At 68.3% G+C, this 20,400-nt stretch carries 21 protein-coding genes and 1 pseudogene; 9 read left to right on the top strand and 13 right to left on the bottom strand.

Going from position 1 to position 20,400, the window contains the following annotated elements; all coding sequences use genetic code 11:
• Positions 1–18 precede the first annotated feature (18 nt).
• From RCH22_RS05565 to dut, 3 genes are read right to left on the bottom strand one after another with little or no spacing between them, the layout of a single operon-like run.
• Positions 19–777, bottom strand: coding sequence for a DUF3159 domain-containing protein (locus tag RCH22_RS05565; protein WP_327013096.1), 759 nt, complete (start codon positions 775–777; stop codon positions 19–21).
• 34 nt (positions 778–811) lie between these two features.
• On the bottom strand, positions 812–1,441 hold the full coding sequence (locus RCH22_RS05560; RefSeq protein WP_327013095.1) for a DUF3710 domain-containing protein: 630 nt from the start codon (positions 1,439–1,441) through the stop codon (positions 812–814).
• Entirely contained in the window at positions 1,438–1,926 is a 489-nt protein-coding gene (dut, locus tag RCH22_RS05555; protein WP_327013094.1) for a dUTP diphosphatase, read from the bottom strand. The genes RCH22_RS05560 and dut overlap by 4 nt, the downstream gene beginning before the upstream one ends.
• A gap of 38 nt (positions 1,927–1,964) precedes the next feature.
• On the opposite strand from dut, the gene RCH22_RS05550 reads away from it, so the two are divergent.
• Entirely contained in the window at positions 1,965–2,420 is a 456-nt protein-coding gene (locus RCH22_RS05550) for a DUF3093 domain-containing protein (RefSeq protein ID WP_327013093.1), read from the top strand.
• Between the two features lie 9 nt (positions 2,421–2,429).
• On the opposite strand, the gene RCH22_RS05545 is transcribed toward RCH22_RS05550, so the two are convergent.
• Entirely contained in the window at positions 2,430–2,723 is a 294-nt protein-coding gene (locus RCH22_RS05545) for a DUF4193 domain-containing protein (RefSeq protein WP_134447980.1), read from the bottom strand.
• A 198-nt stretch (positions 2,724–2,921) separates the two neighbouring features.
• Here RCH22_RS05545 and sepH point away from each other — a divergent pair, with 198 nt between their 5' ends.
• From sepH to RCH22_RS05525, 4 genes are all read left to right on the top strand, one after another.
• A complete protein-coding gene (sepH, locus tag RCH22_RS05540; RefSeq protein WP_134447978.1) occupies positions 2,922–4,037 on the top strand; it encodes a septation protein SepH in 1,116 nt (371 codons plus the stop codon).
• A 154-nt stretch (positions 4,038–4,191) separates the two neighbouring features.
• Entirely contained in the window at positions 4,192–4,494 is a 303-nt protein-coding gene (locus tag RCH22_RS05535; protein ID WP_327013092.1) for a hypothetical protein, read from the top strand.
• 45 nt (positions 4,495–4,539) lie between these two features.
• Positions 4,540–5,712: a winged helix DNA-binding domain-containing protein gene (locus RCH22_RS05530; protein WP_327013091.1), complete on the top strand. Its 1,173-nt coding sequence runs from the start codon at positions 4,540–4,542 to the stop codon at positions 5,710–5,712.
• 4 nt (positions 5,713–5,716) lie between these two features.
• Positions 5,717–6,754: an FUSC family protein gene (locus RCH22_RS05525; RefSeq protein ID WP_327013090.1), complete on the top strand. Its 1,038-nt coding sequence runs from the start codon at positions 5,717–5,719 to the stop codon at positions 6,752–6,754.
• Between the two features lie 53 nt (positions 6,755–6,807).
• Here the strand turns inward: RCH22_RS05525 and RCH22_RS05520 are convergent, their stop codons facing one another.
• On the bottom strand, positions 6,808–7,371 hold the full coding sequence (locus RCH22_RS05520; RefSeq protein ID WP_327013089.1) for a YceI family protein: 564 nt from the start codon (positions 7,369–7,371) through the stop codon (positions 6,808–6,810).
• A 144-nt stretch (positions 7,372–7,515) separates the two neighbouring features.
• Here RCH22_RS05520 and RCH22_RS05515 point away from each other — a divergent pair, with 144 nt between their 5' ends.
• From RCH22_RS05515 to RCH22_RS05505, 3 genes are all read left to right on the top strand, one after another.
• Positions 7,516–8,307, top strand: coding sequence for an oxygenase MpaB family protein (locus tag RCH22_RS05515; RefSeq protein WP_327013088.1), 792 nt, complete (start codon positions 7,516–7,518; stop codon positions 8,305–8,307).
• Between the two features lie 80 nt (positions 8,308–8,387).
• Positions 8,388–8,846, top strand: a complete 459-nt coding sequence (locus RCH22_RS05510; RefSeq protein WP_327013087.1) for a DUF2252 family protein — start codon at positions 8,388–8,390, stop codon at positions 8,844–8,846.
• Positions 8,756–9,307 carry a DUF2252 family protein gene (locus tag RCH22_RS05505; protein ID WP_327013086.1) on the top strand — a complete coding sequence of 184 codons (552 nt, stop codon included), beginning with the start codon at positions 8,756–8,758 and terminating at the stop codon, positions 9,305–9,307. Before RCH22_RS05510 ends, RCH22_RS05505 begins: the two co-directional genes overlap by 91 nt.
• On the opposite strand, the gene RCH22_RS05500 is transcribed toward RCH22_RS05505, so the two are convergent.
• The 6 genes from RCH22_RS05500 to RCH22_RS05475 form a co-directional block, all read right to left on the bottom strand.
• Positions 9,304–9,840 carry a hypothetical protein gene (locus RCH22_RS05500; protein ID WP_327013085.1) on the bottom strand — a complete coding sequence of 179 codons (537 nt, stop codon included), beginning with the start codon at positions 9,838–9,840 and terminating at the stop codon, positions 9,304–9,306. The genes RCH22_RS05505 and RCH22_RS05500 overlap by 4 nt on opposite strands.
• Before the next feature lie 92 nt (positions 9,841–9,932).
• A complete protein-coding gene (locus RCH22_RS05495) occupies positions 9,933–10,457 on the bottom strand; it encodes a hypothetical protein (protein ID WP_327013084.1) in 525 nt (174 codons plus the stop codon).
• Positions 10,454–12,265, bottom strand: coding sequence for a malto-oligosyltrehalose trehalohydrolase (treZ, locus tag RCH22_RS05490; protein WP_327013083.1), 1,812 nt, complete (start codon positions 12,263–12,265; stop codon positions 10,454–10,456). The genes RCH22_RS05495 and treZ overlap by 4 nt, the downstream gene beginning before the upstream one ends.
• A complete protein-coding gene (treY, locus tag RCH22_RS05485; RefSeq protein WP_327013082.1) occupies positions 12,265–14,646 on the bottom strand; it encodes a malto-oligosyltrehalose synthase in 2,382 nt (793 codons plus the stop codon). The genes treZ and treY overlap by 1 nt, the downstream gene beginning before the upstream one ends.
• A complete protein-coding gene (gene glgX, locus RCH22_RS05480) occupies positions 14,643–16,853 on the bottom strand; it encodes a glycogen debranching protein GlgX (protein WP_327013081.1) in 2,211 nt (736 codons plus the stop codon). The genes treY and glgX overlap by 4 nt, the downstream gene beginning before the upstream one ends.
• 98 nt (positions 16,854–16,951) lie before the next feature.
• Positions 16,952–17,986, bottom strand: a complete 1,035-nt coding sequence (locus RCH22_RS05475) for an LLM class flavin-dependent oxidoreductase (RefSeq protein ID WP_327013080.1) — start codon at positions 17,984–17,986, stop codon at positions 16,952–16,954.
• Between the two features lie 209 nt (positions 17,987–18,195).
• On the opposite strand from RCH22_RS05475, the pseudogene RCH22_RS05470 reads away from it, so the two are divergent.
• Positions 18,196–18,453: pseudogene (locus RCH22_RS05470) on the top strand (glyoxalase); the annotation flags it as partial.
• A gap of 40 nt (positions 18,454–18,493) precedes the next feature.
• Here RCH22_RS05470 and RCH22_RS05465 read toward each other — a convergent pair.
• Together RCH22_RS05465 and RCH22_RS05460 are read right to left on the bottom strand one after the other, a co-directional pair.
• Positions 18,494–18,913 carry a YchJ family protein gene (locus RCH22_RS05465; protein ID WP_327013079.1) on the bottom strand — a complete coding sequence of 140 codons (420 nt, stop codon included), beginning with the start codon at positions 18,911–18,913 and terminating at the stop codon, positions 18,494–18,496.
• A gap of 67 nt (positions 18,914–18,980) precedes the next feature.
• Entirely contained in the window at positions 18,981–20,387 is a 1,407-nt protein-coding gene (locus RCH22_RS05460; protein ID WP_327013078.1) for a phosphoribosyltransferase family protein, read from the bottom strand.
• Positions 20,388–20,400: the final 13 nt, after the last annotated feature.

Raw genomic sequence — 20,400 nt, 5'->3', positions numbered from 1 at the left:
CGCTGCTGTGATCATGGATCAGTTCCCGGATTCACCGTCGGCGGGCGGGCTCGGACGGTAGACGGACCGCACCATCAGCCACGACACGATGAGGAGCGGCGCATACAGCGGGATGCCCATCAGGAGCTTGGTCGCGCCGAGCCAGGCGACGTTGCCTGCGTAGTAGAGCGGGAGTTCCACGGCGAGGCGCAGGAGGAACAGCCCCGCCCACAGGGCGGTCAGCAGGGTGAGCACCCGGCGCTTGGACGGGTCGGACCGCCAGTTCACGCCGTCGCCGACCAGGAAGCCGACGGCGAGGCCGATGAGCGGCCACCCCACGATGATCGAGATCACGAGGGCTCCTCCGTAAACGCCGTTGATCCAGAACCCGGAGAGGTAGAAGTCCTCTGCCTTTCCGGAGAGCAGGGCGAGCACGGCGCTGATGCCGATGCCGACGAGTCCGCCGACAGCCTGCGTCACGGTCTGCCTCGCCGCGACACGCAGGCCCGCCATCACGATGCCGATCACGATCGGGGCGACGAGGGAGGGAATAAGGGCCCGGGTCAGGGTGTATGTGACGAGGAAGACGAGCCCGGGCACCACGGCCTCGACCAGGCCGCGGATGCCGCCCATCGCTGCGAGCAGGGCGTGGCCGCTGATCGGCTCTCCCTCTGCCGCGGGCGAGAAGCCGGCACGTCGCGCCGCAGCGGCCATGCTGTCGGCGAATACGGCCTTCGGGGCCGGCTCCGCAGGGTCGGGGGTCTCCGGCTCGTCGCGGGATGCTGGGGTGTCCGTCATGTCGGGGCGATCTTCCTGGCGGGAACGGGTGGGGTCAGGCGTCGGACGGTTCTGCGGGGCCGGCGGGCGTGACCGGCATGCGCAGCGGGATCAGGTCGCGCGGCGGCATGGGTGCGGACCCCCGTACGACGACGATGCTGCGGAAGAGGTCCTCGATCTGCGCGGCTGCGTCCGGGTTGATGGCGCCTTCGCCCGCGATCACTCCGCGGAGGAACCAACGGGGGCCGTCGACGCCGATGAAGCGGGCCAGCCTGCTGGTTTCGGAGGCGTCCTGGCCAGTGGCGACGGGGATTTCCGCGACGAGCTCCGGACCGAACGGTCCCTCTCGCAGGGTCGTCGTGCCGCCCTGCTTGCCGATCTGGTCCGCGATCTGGTCGCGGATCTCGTGCCACAGCCCACTCGACCGCGGTGCGGCGAACGGCTGGACCTGCAGGGTCGAACCGGCATAGTCCAGGCCGATGGCCACGACACGCTTGCTGCCCTCTTCGATCTCGAGGCGCAGGTGCAGGCCCTCGCGAGGCAGGACCTTGACGCCGCCGAGGTCGACGTACGGTCGCACCGGGTTCGCCTCGCTCTCGTCGAGGGGCCCCTCTGTCTCACGGTCCTCCGGCGCCGACTTGGGCAGTGGTTCCGGGAATTGGTCCGCAGTCGCGACGTCGGTCACGGGGTGTCTCCTGACATTGGTGAGCCGGCGGTCTGCCGGCCGTTTCCCGGTCCACGCACACCCGTTGATCCGAAGCCGCCCTCGCCGCGCTGGCTGTCTGGCAGCCGGTCGACGGGAATGAAAGCGGCCCGGGAGACGGGCGTGATGATGATCTGGGCAATGCGATCGCCAACGGCGATCGCAAAAGATTCGGTCTGGTCGGTGTTGAGCAGCGAGACTTTGATTTCGCCCCGGTAGCCGGCGTCGACGGTACCCGGCGAGTTCACGATCGTGATGCCGTGCTTAGCCGCGAGGCCGCTGCGGGGCACGATGAACGCCGCATAACCGTCCGGGAGGGCGATCGACACGCCGGTCCCGACCAGGGCACGCTCACCGGGGGCAAGAACACGCTCCTCAGCCGAGTGCAGATCTGCTCCGGCGTCGCCCGGATGCGCGTACCGCGGAACGATGGATGCGGTAATCAACACTTCGACGCTTTCTGCCACGTGTCGAGGGTAGTGCAGAAGTCTGATCGAATAGAGCCATGCCTGAATATCGTGAAAAACTCTGGGCCTCACCAGCCCCATTCCTCGCGACCGCACTGCTGATGCCGGCGAGCATCCTCGTTTTCGCACCGATCTCGATGCTCTGGGGAATCATCATCGCCGTCGTGCTCTACGGTGCTGCGGTCCTCACTCTGCTGCTGACTGCTCCGGTCGTCTCCGTCGAGGACGGTGTCTTCACGGCGGGTCGCGCGCGAATAGGAACGGAGCTGATCGGGGAGGCCGTGCCGTTCGAGGCCGCAGAAGCGACTCTCGAGCGGGGACGCAGGCTCGACGCGCGGGCCTGGCTGTTGATCAGGGGCTGGATCGGTCCCGTCGTGCGGGTTCCGATCGAGGATCCCGAGGATCCGGCACCGTACTGGCTCGTCTCGACACGCCACCCAACGACGTTGGCCGCCGCGATCAATGGATCACGACGGCCGGCATCAAGTAACTAAAACGCGCTTTTAGGAGTCGCACTCCAGGCAGACCGGGCCGAGCTTGGTCTCGTGCGACATCTGCGAGCGGTGCTTCACGAGGAAGCACTCTACGCAGGTGAATTCATCGGCCTGCGGGGGCAGGACGACGACATCGAGGTCGAGGTCGGACAGATCGGCACCGGGTAAATCGAACCCACCGGGGTTGTCTGAGTCGTCTACATCCACGACGCCAGACATCTTGTCCGGTACGCGCTCCTTGAGGGCCTCAATCGACTCAGAGTCGTCTTCGGACTTTCGGGGTGCGTCGTAATCGGTTGCCATGCCCATCCATTCATTCATTTAATGCCGATTAACGAAATCAGCGGGCACAGTTTGCAACAATCCCGAAGGAATAGCAAACTCTCGCCGCTGATAACTTCGGCTGAGTGGTCAACTTACGGCACGCCCGGCGTATTCCCCGGAATGAGGGGCGTTTCATGACAGTGTTGGCGAATCAGTGATCGCGAGAGGGCTTTCGCCATGCAGGATTTGAAGGTAATCGGAGTAGAGAACGGCGCGCTGCTTGCAGCGAGCGAGGATGGTGACCGTTTTCGGATCCCCATCGACGAGGTTCTCCAGTCCCGGCTTCGCCAAACCCAGATAGAACACACCCCGAAAACAAAGCTGTCCCCGCGGGATGTGCAGGCGCACATCCGTTCCGGCATGTCGGCTGAGGACGTCGCCGCCGTGACGGGAGCCCCGATCGACTTCGTCCGTCGCTTCGAGGGTCCGGTTGTCGCCGAACGCGAGTACATCGTCTCGTGCGCCCTCGGGGTGCCCGTCCACACCGCGATCGAGCCCGATCCCGGAGAGGGGTCCGCAACTTTCGGCGGCGTGATCCGCGAGCGCCTCGCCTCCCTCGGGGCGACGGACGAACGTTGGGCCAGCTGGAAAGAACCCGGCGCCGGCTGGATCGTCAAGCTTGCCTTCACCGCGGACGACATCGACCACGATGCCCGCTGGTCCTTCGAACCGAAGAAGAACGCTCTCTCCCCCCTGGGCAACGAGGCCATCGCACTCTCCCAGCAGGGCGAGCTCAAGGGCGCGCTCATCCCCCGCCTCCGCGCGGTCGGCGCGGAGACGAGCCCCGCCGACGTGTCCCGCTTCGACAGCGGCGCATTCACGTTCAAGGAGTCGCTTCCGGACGAGCTCATGAACGACACGGCGCCCCAGTTGGATCCGATCCCCTATTCCCGATCCGCCGGAACGACGGAAGCCGTGTCCAAGGCGGCGATCAAGCGTGCCGCAGAACCGCCCAAGAGTTTGAGCGAGACCGCGGACCTGCTCGAGTCCCTGCGCCGCCGCCGCGGCGAGCGTGAAGCCGCCGTCCTCGGCTCCGGCACCCCCGTGCCGGACTCCCGTGGCGAAGCGCCGGCACCGGGTGGACCTCGGCTCATCGACGACCCGGCCCAGGCCTCCGTCGCCGACACCCCGGTCGAGGCCCCGCGTACGGACCCGACCCGCAACGCCTGGGCCTCCCAGGCGGCCACCGGGCAGCCGCGCAACACCGGCAACCTCGGAAAGCGTGGACGCGCCTCGATGCCGAGCTGGGACGAAATCGTCTTCGGCGCCCGCACCGACGACGACCTCGCCTGAGCGCTCACCCCCTCCGGCTCCTCCCGCTTCCGTTCCCCGCGGGCGGGGACCCGGCCTGGCCGCGATCCGACTTCGTCGCCGTGGCTGGTATTGGGCGAGCCTCGTTGTTATAGTTTTATCGAACATACGTTCGATACGACAGGCGAGGTGATCAGTGGTCCCGATCGACGAGCAACGCCCTGAACCCGTCACGGTCCAGACGAACAGCACGGGAGAACCCCGACGGATCGTCTGGCGCTCCCGACGATTCCGGGTGACGGACACGCCGACCGCCCTAGTCGGCACGGCGGACTGGTGGCGCCCCTTCGCACCGAACACCTTCGGTGTCGGGCATCCGCCACTGTGCATCGCCGGCTGGCGGTTCCAGGCGACGTCGGAGGACGGCGAAACGCACGTCTTCGACGTGCGGCATGCGACGGAAGACGACGACTGGTTGCTGCTGCGGACCTTCGACTGACCTGGCCGGTTCGAAAGTGTCCCCGCCCGGCGTCATACTGGCCGCATGCCCACGCGTTCCTCTCGCTCCGACGTCCTGCGCCTCCGACTGGTGAGCCACGGGCTCTCCGCGCCCGCAGGAGAGGCCGGTGGGCTGGACGGCCCGCTCGCCGTGGTCGAACGGATGCTCGCGGTGCAGGCCCAGGACCTTTCCGCGGCGAGCTGGGCGCTCGGGGTGCGCTCCCCCGGCACCGTCGCCGCCGATGTCCTGTCCGCGCTCGATACCGGATCGATCGTGCGCTCGTATCCGATGCGCGGAACGCTGCACCTGGTCCCCGCGACCGACGTCCGGTGGATGCTGGACCTCACCGCCGCGAGGGTGCTCGCATCGATGGCGACCAGGCAGAGACAACTCGGGCTCGACGACACCATCATCGCCGCGGCCGCGGAGGCGGCCACCGGCCTCCTCTCCGGCGGCAGGAACCTCAGCCGCACCCCGTTCCTCGCCGGGCTGCGTTCGGCGGGAATCAACCCCGACGGCCAGCGCGGCTATCACCTGATCGCCGCCCTCGCGCTCGCGGGGCTCGTGGTGTGGGGGCCCAACCAGGACGGCCAGCCTGCGCTCGCCCTGCTCGACGAGTGGGCACCCGCGCAGCGCCGCCTCGATCGGCGCGAGGGACTCGCCGAGTTCCTGGTGCGCTACCTCGACGGCCACGGCCCCGCCACCCTGCGCGACTTCGCCGCGTGGACCCAGCTCACGGTCGCTGACGCCCGGGTCGCTCTCGCAGAGGCAGGCGACCGGCTGGAGGAGCTCGAGGTGGACGGCGAGACCCTGCTCCTCCCCGCGGCGACGGAACGCGGCACCCTCGGCTCGCGACCGGCACAGCGCACACCCGTGCTCGCGCTGCCCGGCTTCGACGAGTACCTGCTCGGCTACCGTGACCGGTCGTACGTCATGGACGACGCCGAGTTCCCGCGGGTCGTCCCCGGTCTCAACGGGATCTTCCTGCCGCTCTTCGTCGCGGACGGGCGCGTGATCGGCACCTGGCGGAAGGAAACGACGCGCACCAGGGCGGCCGGACCGACCGTCGCGGTCGAGGCTGCGCCGTTCGGCAGCCTCACCGCGCGGCGATCGCCCGGCTTCGCCAGGGCGATCCGCGACTATTCCCGCTTCACCGGGATTCCCACGACGATCACTCCCCCGACTGCTCCTTCCGGCGGAGCGGGCACGATATCCTGAACGAGTGAGAATATCGGCCCGCGTTCGGTCCTCGAGCCGGATTCCGTTGCTCCAGGCCGTGAAGACCTCACTCGCCGTCATGCTCGGCTGGGTGCTGTCGCAGGGACTCCTGCACACAGAGCTCCCGATCTTCGCCGCGATCGCGGCGCTTCTCGTCGTGCAGCCGAACATCAACCAGACCCTCGGCCGGGCGATCGAGCGCAGCCTCGGCGTCGTCGGCGGGGTGCTCGTCGCCTATGGCGTCGGCGTCGCATTCGGCAAGTCGAGCTGGATCGTGCTCCTCGCGATCGTATTCTGCATCCTGCTCGCCTGGGCGCTTCGCCTGGCCCCGAGCTCGGCGAGCCAGATCCCGATCAGCGCCATGATGGTGCTCTCCATCGGAGCCACGACGCCGGAATACGCCAGGGATCGCATCATCGAGACGATGATCGGCGCCGCGGCCGCACTGCTCGTCAACGCGCTCATCGTGCCGCCGGTGCTGCTCGCGCCCGCGCACGACACGGTCATCCGCCTCGCCCGCGAGGTCGCGGACACCCTGGACCGCATCGTCGACGCGTTGCGCTTCCCGCAGACGCAGACGCAGATCGAGGAAATGATGATCAAAGCGCGGCTGCTCAGGCCGATGCTGAACAAGGCGGAGAAGGCCCTCAAATCAGCGGAGGAGAGCCTGACCCTGAACCCGCGCCACACCACGAACCGACGCCTGCTCGACGTCGACGAGGAGTTCTACAACCGGCTGACCTCGCTCGTGACCCGCGCGATCGGCATGACCAGGTCGCTCAGGGACCACTACGACCACTCCCTGCACCTCGAGCCGACCGTGCTGGCGATCACCGTCGAGCTCAGCCGGTCAGCGCACGACCTCCGGCTCCTCGCCGCAGAGGCCGACTATCCCGATCGTGATCACCTGCCCGTCGCGGTGGAACCGCCCGCCCTCACCGAACCACTTCTGATCATGACGCCGCATCCGCAGCACTGGATCCTGATCGGTTCGCTCATGGAGGACCTGCGCAGGGTGCGCGAAGAGATCAAGGGCGAGTAGCCGCAAAAAAGGGGCCCCACCGAAGTGGGGCCCCTTCTCACGAACCGGGAAGACTACGCCTGGTTGAGGACGGCCTGCAGTTCGATGGTGATGGTGACCTTCTCGCCGAGGAGGACGCCGCCGGTCTCAAGCGCTGCGTTGTAGTTGAGGCCGAAGTCGGCGCGGGTGATCTCGGCCTTGGCCGTTGCACCGGCCTTGTAGTTGCCGTAGGGGTCGGTGCCGAAGCCGCCGAACTCGAAGTCGAAGGTGACGGGCTTGGTGACGCCCTTGATCGTGAGGTTGCCGTCGACGAGGAACTCGCCCTTGACTTCACGAACACCGGTGGAGACGAAGTCGATCGTCGGGTAGGTCTCGGCGTCGAAGAAGTCGCCGGTGCGGAGGTGGCCGTCGCGGCTGGCTTCGTTGGTGTTGATCGAAGCGACCTCTGCTGAGGCGGTGACGACGGAGTCGAGGGGGTTCTCGCCGGTGACAAAAGTCGCTGCGAAGCGTTCGAACGTGCCCTTGACCTTGCTGATCATGAGGTGGCGGATGCTGAAGCCGACCTCGGAGTGGGTCGGGTCGATGGTCCAGGTTCCGGCCTTGTAGCCCGGGATGGTCGTGGCGGTGGTTTCGGTCATGATGCTCCTCAAGTCTGCGTGACGGATGGATCGCCGCCCTCGAATACATGCAAGCGCATAGAGAGCGGGTTTATTCCGGATCGGGGAGAAACTCCCGAAATACTTTTGACGGACTACACTCGGCCATCACAGGGGAGGCCGGTCATGCTGCAGCTTCGGGACATAGCGGGCGAGGCCGTCATGCTGCTCGCGGGCGGTCGCTCCATCCTGCTCCAGCTCGCGGATCCGGCGATCGGGCACGGTGTCGCCCACCACAGCGATTTCGAGAACCGGCCCCTCGACCGGCTGGCCGGCACCCTGAGCTACGCCTATGCCGTGACCTGCGGCACTGCGGATCAGGCCAGGGCTGCCGTTCGGCGGGTGAACCGGGCCCACGTTCCCGTCGTCGGCGCGGCAGCCGGCGGGGCGCCCGCATACAACGCCTTCACGCCCGAGCTGCAGCTCTGGGTGGCGGCGACGCTCTACGACTCGGCCGTCGGCATGTACGGGCGGGTGTTCGGAGCGTTCGACGACACCACCGCCGAGTCCCTGTATCGGGAATACGCGGTGCTCGGCACAGCCCTTCAGGTCCCCGGTGAGCTGTGGCCGCGCGATCGGGCGGCCTTCGCGACCTACTGGCAGCAGAGGCTCGACGGGCTGCGGACGGATGGCACCACCCGGGAGGTCGCCAAGCGGCTCCTGTACCCCCGCAGCGGGCCGCTGCTGTTGCGCCTTGTCATGCCCCTCGCCCGCCTGGTCACCGTCGGACTGCTGCCACCCTCCGTGCGCGACCTGTTCGACCTGAGCTGGTCTCCCCGCCGGCAACGCCGTTTCGACCGGATACTGCGCATCACGATCCGCGTCTACCCGCTGCTCCCGAGACGCGTGCGGCACTGGCCGCGGGACCACTACCTCGGCTCCCCCGCTCCGTCAGCCCCACGGGTTCGTGTTCGCTGATCCGTTTCGCTGATCCGTTTCGCTGATCCGTTTCGCTGATCCGTGGGACGCCGCGTTTGCCGGGGCGATACACTCTCGCCATGGACAGCACGACGGACACCGTTCGCCCTACGACGACGCAGCATGAAGAGCTGGGCCGTGCCGCGCGGATGCGGCCGCCGCGATCCTCGCTCTGCGCCTGGGAGGCCCCGGCGAATCGCGCCGATCCTGTCGACCTGCTCCTCGGCCAGGCGAGCACGAGTGACCCGTCCCCGATCCCGTTGCGGCATGCCCGGATGGGCGTGTCACCGTTAACGTTCTTCCGCGGAACCGCCCTCGTGATGGCGCGGGACCTCGCCGCGCTTCCGGACACGGGCCTCGATACCCAGCTCTGCAGTGACGCGCACCTGTCCAATTTCGGCCTGTTCGCGAGCGAGGACCGCCGCACAAGGTCGTCGGGGTCGGCAGCGTGGGCCTGTACTCCTGGGTCGTCCTGCTCGAAGGGATCGGACCGGAAGACGTGCTCGTGCTCCAGCTCAAGGAGGCACAGCGATCGGTGATCGACCGGAGTGACACGGCGACGGGGTCGCCCGCTGGGCCGGCCCATGCCGGCCAGCGCGTCGTCGAGGGCCAGCGCCTGATGCAGGCCTCGGGAGACGTATTCCTCGGTTGGGCGACGACCCCGCTGGGCGGGCAGTATTACGGGCGTCAGCTGCGCGACATGAAGTGGTCGCCCGATCCTGCGACGTTCACCGCGGCAGGGCTGCTCGCCTATGCCCGGCTGACCGGCACGACGCTCGCGCGCGCTCACGCCCGCTCCGGAGACCCGGTGCCGATCGCCGCTTACCTGGGCCTGGGTGGTAAGGCCGACAGGGCGTTCGCCGACTTCGCGGTCGCATATGCAGACCAGGCCACGGCGGACTCTGCCGGTTTCGTCGAACCGATCAGGTCAGGGCGCCTCGTCTCTGCTGAGAAGGACCGCTGCTTAGAAAGACCGCGCCAGGGAGAAACCGTCGCCTAGAAGAAACCGTCCGGCGTGCCCGCCGCCTTGGTGACCTCATCGGTGCCGATGTGGGCGGCGGTGAGCTTGGCCATCGCCACGCGGAGTCCCGATTCCATCTGGGCAGCCCAGACCTCGGTCTCCCGGCTCGATGCGTCCGCGACGTCAGCCCGCTTGATCGCGGTCTCCTTTTCTGCGCGCTCGTTCTTGACCTGCTGGATGCTCAGGGTGATTCCGTAGTACGCCGCAACCATCGACGCGATCGGAGTCGCGAAGACGGCGAGGGCGTTGATGCTCTCGCTCGAGACGCCGACGAGAATCATCACGACGAACGCGAGTCCGAGCATCCCGATGGCGGCCAGCACGACGAGCGCCGTGCGCGACGCGCCGCTCCCGCTGGCAGAAACCGCGGATGCCGGCCTCGGCTGCTTCTCCGGCGGCGCCGAGATCGCCCGGGACCCGGTCTCCGTTCCGACGACCGGGGTCACGGCCGTGTGGTCACCCGTGTTGTACGGGGTGGTGCGGTTGAAGTTCTCTGTCGGAAAATCAGTCATGGTGGTACTCCGTCATCCCTGTGGTTTCGGCACGCCTGTGGTTTCGGCACGTGTGTGTGGGTCTGAAGCTGCGGGCATCCGCCCGATCCGGTTCACGTGGTCTGGCCGGCCGGGCCGAACGCGACCGGCGGGCTTGGCACGTCGTCCGCTGCGTCGAGGAAGACCCGTTTGTACGAGCGGCCGTCCGGCAGCTCGATGGTCTGGCTGGCCAGTTTACCCCGGCTCACCCGGAGATAGACGGCCTGGACGGTGAGACCGAGCCTCGTCGCCGCCTCCGCGACCGAGTATCCGGGCAGTTCGGTCGGCACGGAACTCGGACGGGCCGATCTCTTCCGGCCTGCCTCGAGGCGGGCGGCGATCTCGGAGTCCGAACCGCTCCACCGCCACCTGGCCGCCGGTGGTTTCAGCCCCGCCGCCGCCGCGATGGCCTCCCAGCCCGTACCGCCGGCGAGGGCGTCCCGCACCGCGGTGAGGGTCGCCGGGTCGGCGTCGAGGGCGAGCAGCAGCCGGCGGATGCCGCGCACGCGGTCGAGCGGGTCCGCTGCGGCATCGAGGGCCGCGAGTGCGGCAAGGGCCGTTCCGGTCTCCGCGGACAGGAAGCCTCGCTGACCGCTCACGAGGCCGCCTCGGCGAGGACGAGCACGGAGTGCGGCGCCAGCACGACGGACCCGTCGTCCGCACGGGAGAGCAGCGCAGGCCCGTCCGTCCCGAAGTCGAGCAGCTCGGGGCCGGTCCCGGCAGGCATGCGCCGGGCATCCGCTGCGAAGTTCACCAGGATCTCCGCGGAACCACGGACCAGGCGCAGCCAGGACCCCGCGGGGTCGTACTCGACGCCGACCCGGTCGAGGCGCGGTTCGGTGAAGTCCGGCACCTCGCGGCGCAGTTCTGCGAGCCGTCGATAGAGGCCGAGCAGCCGTGCGGGGCCTGGACGCTCGGATTCGTCCCAGTCGAGCCGGGACCTCGTGAACGTCGCCGGATCCTGCGGGTCCGGCACGAGTGCGGGATCCCAGCCCATCCGTGTGAATTCGCTGATCCGCCCGGTCGCGGTCGCAGCGCCGAGTTCCGGCTCCGGGTGCGAGGTGAAGAACTGCCACGGCGTGGTCGCACCCCATTCCTCCCCCATGAAGAGCATCGGGGTGAAGGGGCCGAGGAGGGTCAGGGTCGCGGCGATGGCGAGCTGGCCGGCGTCGAGCGTGCCGGTCAGGCGATCGCCGGTGGCGCGGTTTCCGATCTGGTCATGGTTCTGGCTACCGACGACGAGGCGCCACGCCGGCATCCGTTGCCTATCGATCGGACGGCCGTGCCTGCGGCCGCGGAAGCTCGAGAACGTGCCGTCGTGGAAGTAGCCGTGGGTGAGGACCTTGGCGAGTGCGCTGAGCGGGGCGAAGTCTGCGTAGTAGCCGGTGGTCTCCCCGGTCAGGGCGACGTGCACGGCATGGTGAAAGTCGTCGCTCCACTGTGCGTCGAGGCCGTAGCCTCCGGCCTCCGCCGGGGCCATCAGGCGAGGATCGTTGAGGTCGGACTCGGCGATCAGGGTCAGCGGGCGACCGGCGAAGGCACTGAGCGCGGCTACCTCCCCGGCCATTTCCTCGAGCAGGTGGGTTGCCCGATCGTCGCGGAGGGCGTGCACCGCGTCGAGGCGCAGCCCGTCGACGTGGTACTCATCGAGCCACATCAATGCGTTGTCGATGATGTGCCGCCTGACCGGATCGGAGTCCGGTCCGTCGAGGTTCAGCGAGGAACCCCAGGTGTTCCCGGCCGCCTCACTGAGGTACGGCCCGAATTCCGGCAGGTAGTTCCCACTCGGCCCGAGATGGTTGTAGACGACGTCCTGGATCACTCCGATGCCGGCCTGGTGGCAGGCGTCGACGAAGCGCTGGTAGGCGGCGGGTCCCCCGTAGCCCTCGTGCACGGCGTACCAGAGAACGCCGTCGTAGCCCCAGTTGTGGGTTCCGTTGAAGGCGTTGACCGGCAGGAGCTCGACGAAGTCGATCCCGAGGGACACCAGATGGCCGAGGCGTGCGGCCGCGGCATCGAGGGTGCCCTCCGGGGTGAAGGTACCCAGATGCAGCTCATAGATCGTTCCGCCCGCGAGCTGGCGGCCGGTCCAGCGCGAGTCCTGCCAGGCATGCGTGCCGGGGTCGAAGGTGCGGGACAGGGCATGCACGCCGTCGGGCTGGCGGCGGGAACGCGGGTCGGGGAACGGGCCTGCGCCGTCGATCACGAATCCGTAGTCGCGAGGCTCTGCCCGGCCGTCGGACATCCGCAGGCGCCACCAGCCGCCCTCCGCCCGGGCCATGGACCGGGTGACCGGTTCCCCGGCAGAGCCGGGGGCGGTGTTGCGCAGGAACAGGTCGACCGCCTGCGCGTGCGGCGCCCAGACCTCGACGTCCCAGGCCTCGTTGGTGGGCTCTGCTGAGCTCATCAGTCGTCCTTCTCGGTGACGATCGGTGATTCGGTTCCCTGGTCCGTGCCCCGATCCGGCACGAGGAGGGCGACCGGGTAGCGGCGCAGCAGGTCGCGCACGAGGAGGGTACCGCCGGCGAACCGTTCCCCGGTGAGGACGTCGGTCACCGGGATACCGGCGAGCACGATCGTGGTGTCCCGCCAGCCACCCTGTGCTGCGAGGCCGAGCGGAAGCCGGGTGACGACCGTGACGGCGTCGCCGCGGTCGAAGGCGAGCAGGTGTGCAGCGGCGGCGCCGTATGCCGGAACTGCTGCGTGGCGGAAGAACCGTTCGGGGGCGTCGCGGCGCTGGCGCAGCGCGCGGCTCGTGACGAGCAGCTTCGCGGCGCCGGTCTCGTCGACGGGCGGCAGCCATCCGTCGTCGATGCGGGCGAGGATGCCGCGACGGACGGTGTAGTCGACGGGGCGCCGGTTGTCCGGGTCGACGAGGGAGGTCTCCCAAAGTTCGCTGCCCTGGTAGACGTCCGGTGCTCCCGGCATGGTGAGCTGCACGAGCTTGGCCGAGAGGGAGTTGCTCCAGCCCGCCTGCCGCACCCGTTCCACGAAGTCGGTGAGGGCGGTTGTGACGGTGGGGTCGTCGAAGGCCGCGGCGACCAGGGTCTCGAGCTTCGCCTCGAAGACGGTGTCCGGGGCGTTCCAGGTCGTCGACGTTCCGGATTCGCGGGCGGCCTTGAGCGCGTAGGCGCCCAGGCGTTCGCGGCTGGCCGGCCAGGACCCGACGACCGCTTGCCAGAGCAGGTTCTCGAGCGGGCCGTCGCCGAGTGGCACGTTCGTGCGGAGCGTGTCCAGGGTCGCCTCCCACTCCGCGGGGATCTCGGCGATGACGGTGATGCGGGCGCGGACGTCCTCTCCCCGTTTCGTGTCGTGGGTGGAGAGCGTCGTCATCGAGTCAGGGAAGGTCGCCGCCCTGGACTGCTGTCGCGCGTGGAAGGTCTCCGCATCAATGGAGAATTCCGAGGGGTCTGCTCCGACCTCGTTGAGCGAGGTGAGCCGGCTGTAGCGGTAGTACGCGGTGTCCTCGACGCCCTTGGCCATCACCATGCCGGAGGTCTGCTGGAACCGGACCGCGGCGGGGGTCCGCGGGTCGGCCAGCACGGCCAGCAGCCGGCCGATCTTTCCGGCGAGGTCCGGCCTGCGGGCGGATGCGCGCCGTGCGGCCTCGTCGAGCAGCTCGAAGCCGAGCGGAAGGTAGGAGCGGTACACCGGCATGGCGGCGAGCAGCTCTGCGAGGGCGTCGACCGCCTCCGTCACGGGGATCCCGGGGATGAGGCGCGCGATCCTGCGCACCTCTGAGCCCAGGATGCCGTCGGCGATGCCGCGTTTCCGCTCGGAGACGAGCTCGGCCCAGGTCTGAGGGCGGCCGTTCTCCCCCGGTTCCGGGGAATCGTCCTGCAGGCGTTTCTCGAGCGCGTCGAGGGCAGCCTGTCCCGCCGGGTCGACGAAGATCCGGTCGACGTCGGCGAGGGCGTCGTAGCCCGTCGTGCCCCTGGTCGACCAGCTCGTTGGCAGAGTCTCGTCGCCCTCGAGGATCTTCTCGACGAGCACGTACGTTCCGTCAGTCGCGTGGCGCAACCGGTCGAGGTAACCGCCCGGGTCGGCGAGGCCGTCGGGGTGGTCGATCCTGATGCCCTGCACGAGGCCGTCCCGCACCCAGCCCACGATCTCGCGATGCGACTCGTCGAAGACCCAGGGAACCTCGACGCGGATGCCCGCAAGGCTGTTCACGGCGAAGAAGCGCCGGTAGTTGAGTTCCCGGTCGGCACGGCGCCAGTTGACCAGCGTGTAGTGCTGCCTCGAGTGCACGGTCCGGGCATCGGCGCCGTCGTCGGCCGTGCCGGGGAGGATCGGGAACCGGTGGTCGTAGTAGTGCAGCTCGTCGCCGACGATCTCGAGCCGGTCGAGTTCGCTGCCCTCTCCCGGGGTGTCGTCGCCGAGGGCCGGCAGCAGGATCTTTCCGTCGCCCGCCGCCCAGTCGACGTCGAACGCCTCCGCATAACGGGAGTCCTGCCCGAATCGGAGCAGGTCCCACCACCAGGCGTTGCGGTGCGGGTCGTCGACGCCCATGTGATTGGGCACGATATCCACGAGGATGCCGCGCCCGGCATCCGCCACCGCTGCCGCGAGCAGACGGAGCCCCTCCGGCCCGCCCCAGACGGGATCGATGGCCGCGTGGTCGACGACGTCGTAACCGTGGTTGGAGCCGTCGGCGGAGGTGAGAAGCGGCGAGAGGTAGATCCAGTCCGCGCCGAGGCCGACGACGTAGTCGAGGATCCCTTCAGCGGCGGCGAGGTCGAAGGCCGCCGTGATCTGCAACCGGTAGGTCGAGTGTGGGATCCTCATGGTTCGACCGGGTGGTCCGGGTTGAGCGCGAGCGCCGTCGGCGTTCCGGCGAGGCCGGCCAGGGAGGCGGCGACGGAATGGTCCGGCGCGACCTCGGGCGCCTGGTAGGCACGCAGCACCACGACGGACCGGGACCTGACGGTCTGGATCGCGCCGGCCGGGCGCGGGATCGCGTCGGCGCCTTCGCCGGCCGTGTCGACCACAATCTCCCACTGCGGAGCGTAGATCGCAGGGGGCAGCCGGAATTCGACGTCCTCGGCGTCCGTGTTGAAGCACACGAGGAAGTTGACGTCGACGACGGGCTGGCCGCGATAGTCGCGTTCACGGATGCCGTCGCCGTTGAGGTACATGGCGACCGTGCCTGCCCTGCCCTCGTCCCAGTCCTCCGTGCGCATCTCCTCGCCGTCGCTGTTCAGCCAGACGATGTCGCTCAGGGTGTCTTCGGCGGCGGCGCGTACGTTGGGATGTCCGTCGAAGAAGCGGCTGCGGCGGAAGGTGGGGTGGTCCTTGCGCAGCCGGGAGATCGCGGCGGTGAATTCGATGAGCGGCTGGTCTGCCGTGTCCCAGTGGATCCAGCTGAGCTCGGAGTCCTGGGCGTAGGTGTTGTTGTTGCCCTGCTGGGTGCGGCCGAGCTCGTCGCCGTGCAGGAGCATCGGCACGCCCTGGGACAGGAGGAGTGTGGTCAGGAAGTTGCGGTGCTGCCTGGCGCGCAGGGCGAGGACTTCCGCGTCGTCCGTCGGACCCTCCGCACCGGAATTCCAGGAACGGTTGTGCGACTCACCGTCGTTGTTGCCCTCGCCGTTGGCGTCGTTGTGCTTCTCGTTGTAGGAGACGACGTCGGAGAGGGTGAAGCCGTCGTGCGCCGTGACGAAGTTGATCGAGGCCACCGGACGCCGCCCGGAGTGCTCGTAGAGATCCGCGGAGCCGGTGATCCGCGAGGCGAACTCACCGAGGGTCGACGGCTCACCCCGCCAGAAGTCGCGGACGGTGTCCCGGTACTTCCCGTTCCATTCCGTCCACTGGGCGGGGAAGTTGCCGACCTGGTATCCGCCGGGGCCGACGTCCCACGGCTCGGCGATGAGCTTCACCTGGGACACGATCGGATCCTGCTGGACGAGTTCGAAGAAAGTGGAGAGCTTGTCGACGTCGTAGAGGTCCCGTGCCAGGGCAGAGGCCAGGTCGAACCGGAAGCCGTCGACGTGCATCTCGATCGCCCAGTACCGCAGGGAATCCATGATGAGCTGGAGGACATGGGGGTGGCGCACGTTGAGGGTGTTTCCCGTGCCCGTGTAGTCCATGTAGTACCGCTTGTCGTCGTCCATCAGACGGTAGTACGCCTCGTTGTCGATGCCCTTGAACGAGATGGTCGGGCCGAGGTGGTTGCCCTCTGCGGTGTGGTTGTACACGACGTCGAGGATGACCTCGATGCCGGCGTCGTGCAGGCTGCGCACCATTCCCTTGAACTCCTGCACCTGCTGGCCGCGATCCCCCGTTGAGGAGTACGCGTTGTGCGGGGCGAAGAAGCCGATCGTGTTGTAGCCCCAGTAGTTGCGGAGCCCCTTCTCCTCGAGCGTCCCGTCATTGACGAACTGATGCACCGGCATCAGTTCGATAGCCGTGACTCCGAGTTTCTGCAGGTGGTCGATGACCGCGGGATGCGCGACCCCCGCATATGTGCCGCGCTGCGACTCTGGGACGAGCTCCATGAGCTCGGTCAGGCCCTTCACGTGGGCCTCGTAGATGAACGATTCGCTGTACGGCGTGCGCGGCGGGCGGTCGCCGAGCCAGTCGAAGAACGGGTTCACCACGACACCGAGCATCATGTGCGACGCAGAGTCGTCGTCGTTCCGGGAATCCGGGTCGCCGAAATTGTAGGAGAAAAGCGACGGATCCCAGTCGATCGTCCCGGAGGTGGCCTTGGCGTACGGGTCGAGCAGGAGCTTGTTCTCGTTCAGACGGTGTCCCGCTGCGGGGTTATAGGCGCCGTGCACCCGGTAGCCGTAGCGCTGCCCCGGCTGCACGAGCGGGAGATAGCAGTGCCAGATGAACGCACTCGACTCGATGACCTCCACCCGGGTCTCGGTGCCGTCATCGTCGAAGAGACACAGTTCGACGCGTTCCGCCGCCTCGCTGAAGATGGCGAAATTCGTTCCGGTTCCGTCGAACGTCGCTCCGAGGGGGTAAGCGGTGCCTGGCCAGGTTTCCAAGGGACTCCTTCTGCTGTTTTCCGGTGGATGCGCTCACCCGAGCGGGCAGGCGGCACCCCTTGTACGCTACCGCGTCACGAACCTCGCCAGCTGGAAGATCAACCCAGCGCGTCCCGCACCAGCGGAGCCACCCGGGTGCCATACAGCTCGATGCTCGACATCAGTTTCTCGTGGCTGAGGGTGCCGAGGCTGTACTTCAGATCGAAACGCGACAGGCCGAGGCCCTGCGCCGTTGCGACGATCTTGGCCGCTACGGTCTCCGGCGAGCCCACGAACAGGGCGCCGTCCGGTCCGGCATCGTGTTCGAACTGGTCGCGGCTCACGGGACCCCAACCCCGTTCCCGCCCGATGCGCTCCTGCATCGCGGCATAGTGCGGCCACATCTCCTCGCGCGCCTGCGTATCCGTTTCGGCGACGTACCCCGGGGAGTGTTCACCGATCGGTTGGGTCGGACGCTTGAATTCGCCGAGGGCACGATGGTAGAGCTCGACGAGGGGCGCGAAGGCGAGGGGTGAGCCGCCGATGATCGCGAGCATGAGCGGGAGACCGTAATGGGCGGCGCGGACAACGGACTGCGGGCTGCCGCCGACACCGATCCAGGTGCGAATGGACCCGGACTCTGTCGGCGGGTAGACGCTCTGGTCGGTGAGCCCCGCGCGGGTCGCTCCCGTCCAGGTCACCGGTTCTTCCTTGAGGAGTTCGGCGAAGAGGTTGAGTTTTTCTTCGAAGAGCCGTTCGTAGTCACCGAGGTCGAGACCGAAGAGCGGGAAGGATTCGGTGAAGGAGCCACGGCCGAGGATGACCTCCGCGCGACCGTTCGACACGCCGTCCAGGGTCGCGAAGCGCTCGAACACCCTGACCGGGTCGTCGGAACTCAGCACCGTCACTGCAGATCCGAGCCGGATGCGCGTGGTCCGCCCTGCGATCGCCGCAAGCACGACCTCGGGCGCCGAGACCGCGAAGTCCGTGCGGTGGTGCTCCCCGATGCCGAAGAAGTCGAGGCCGACCTGCTCGGCGAGGACCCCTTCCGCCACGACGTTGCGGAGCACCTGCGCCTGGTGCAGGGGCGCGCCGTCTGAATCCCAGGTCACGTCTCCGAAGGTGTCGAGTCCGAGTTCAAGCTCCTGTGCCATGCCATGCTCCTCTGTTGCCGGTCGTGGTGTTGCCGGTCGTGGTGTTGCCGGGTCTGGTCCTGCCGCGCATCCCTGCACATGTCTATGCAAATGCATCCACTACCCGAACCTCCGGAACCACGCTGGTATTCCGCCCGGATCGCATTATCGTGTCAGCATCCGTCGTTCATCGCCACGTCGCGTCGCACGCCCCCACGAATGGAGAATGCATGGACCGGAAGATCGAGCTCATTCTTGTTCCCGTGACCGATGTCGACCGGGCGAGATCCTTCTACGTCGATCAAGTCGGGTTCCATGCCGACTACGATTCCCAGGTCAGCGACACGCTTCGTTTCGTGCAACTGACCCCGCCCGCTTCCGCGTGCTCGATCGCATTCGGCACCGGGATCACCGATATGGCACCGGGCTCCCAGAGTGGGGTGCAGGTCGTCGTGCCGGACGCGGACGAGGCCTGGCGGCATGTGCGCGGCCCTCCCGCGCCCGGTCGAGGCATGGGACGGGCTCGGGTCAGACCTCGGCGTCGACGTAGTACCAGCGCTGGGCGACGCGGGTGAAGCGGCTCACCTCATGTTGGGCGCTCCGCACACCGCCCTGGCGGCAGTATGCGGTGAATTCGACCACACCGGTCGAGTCGAATGGTCCGCCCTTTTCGGTGCGTTCGATATCGAGACGTGTCCAGCGGAGGGTGTCGTCGAGTTCGAAGTGCGCGGGCCGGGTGCTCGGATGCCACGAGACGAGCAGGTAATCCACGTCACCGACGGCGAAGGCGGAGTAGCGCGATCGCATCAGGCGCTCAGCCGTCGGTGCGGAACTGACCCCGGCGTGCAGCGGGCCGCAGCACGCCGAGTAGCGCTCGCCGCTCAGGCACGGGCAGTGTTCCGGGCGTTGCGAGACCGGATCGGCGCGGGGGTCACGGGGGTTCGGCACAGCACCATTATCGCCGCCGCCGGAAGACCGGGGCGAATTCCGGGTAACGGGATCAGGGGCGAGGAGGTCAGTACTGGATGTCCCACTCCGGTTGGGCGCGCACCTCGGTGGCGTCGTCACCCTCCGCGACGCCGACCAGCCCGGCCACCTCACCGGTTTCTCCGGTCTCAGCCGCGGCCAACAAGTAGGACCCGAACCAGTCGCACGCGAGGTTCGCCGCGGTGGCCAGGGCTCCGGGTTCCTCGAAGAGGTGGGTCGCACCCTCGACGACCGCGAGCCGGTTGCGACAGCGCATCCGGGTCCTGGCCCGTCGATTGAGGTCGAGCACGCCCGGGTCTGCGCCGCCGACGATCAGGAGCGTCGGGGCCGTGACCTCGGGGAGCCGGTCCCCCGCGAGGTCGGGACGGCCGCCGCGGCTGACGATGGCCGCGAGCCGTTCGTCGGCGTCCGCAGCGGCCCAGAGCGCGGCGCCGGCGCCTGTGCTCGCACCGAAGTAGCCGATTCGGCAGGACCGGGTGTCCGGCCGACCGACGAGCCACTCGGTCGCCGCGGCCAGGCGCCCGGCGAGGAGCCCGACGTCGAACACGTTGGCCCGGTCGGATTCTTCCCCCGGCGTGAGCAGGTCGAGGAGCAAGGTGCCGAGGCCGGCGCGGTGCAGGACGTCGGCGACGAACTGGTTGCGCGGGCTGTGGCGGCTGCTTCCGCTACCATGGGCGAACACGACGACCGCAGGGGCATTCTCAGGAAGGTACAGGTGTCCCTCGAGGACGACCGCGCCGACCGGGATCTCCACGTCACGGTCGAGCCCGGACCCGTCGGCATGGCGTCCGGAACGGATCCGCCTGGCGGCGGCGTCCAGCAGCGCGGTCACTTCGTCGTCGGTCGTGACCGCGAAGTCGATGTAGTGGTTGCCGACGGCGACGAGGCGGCGCGGCACGTTCACGCAGACCAGTTCGTCGAAGCTCGTCAGGTCGAGCAGCGCTTCCGCCGAAGCCACCGGAACGGCCAGAATCACCCGCGTTGCGCCGTGCAGCCGGGCGACGTCCCCGGCGGCGCGCGCCGTCGCCCCCGTCGCGACGCCGTCGTCGACGATGACGACGGTGTGACCGCGCACGTCGCCCCGTTCCCTGCCCGTGCGCAGTTCCGCGACGCGGGCGTCGAGAATGGCCCGTTCGTGGCGTTCGACCGTCGCGAGCTCGTCTGCGCTGATGCTGGCCATCGAGAGGATGTCCGGGTTGAGTTCCCTGACGCCGTCCTCGCCGATCGCTCCCATCGCGAGTTCCGGCTGGAAGGGAACGCCGAGTTTGCGGACCACGATGACGTCGAGCGGCGCGCCGAGAACCCTCGCGACCTCAGCAGCGACGGGCACCCCTCCCCTGGGCAGGCCGAGCACGATCGTGTCGGTACCCCGCAGGTACTCGAGCCGCTCGGCAAGCTGCCGGCCGGCATCCACCCGGTCACTGAACAAGACCATCGCCCCTACCTCC

Source organism: Cryobacterium sp. GrIS_2_6, from assembly GCF_035984545.1.
Classification (GTDB): Bacteria; Actinomycetota; Actinomycetes; order Actinomycetales; family Microbacteriaceae; genus Cryobacterium.
This window is presented reverse-complemented; position numbering and strand designations above follow the sequence as displayed.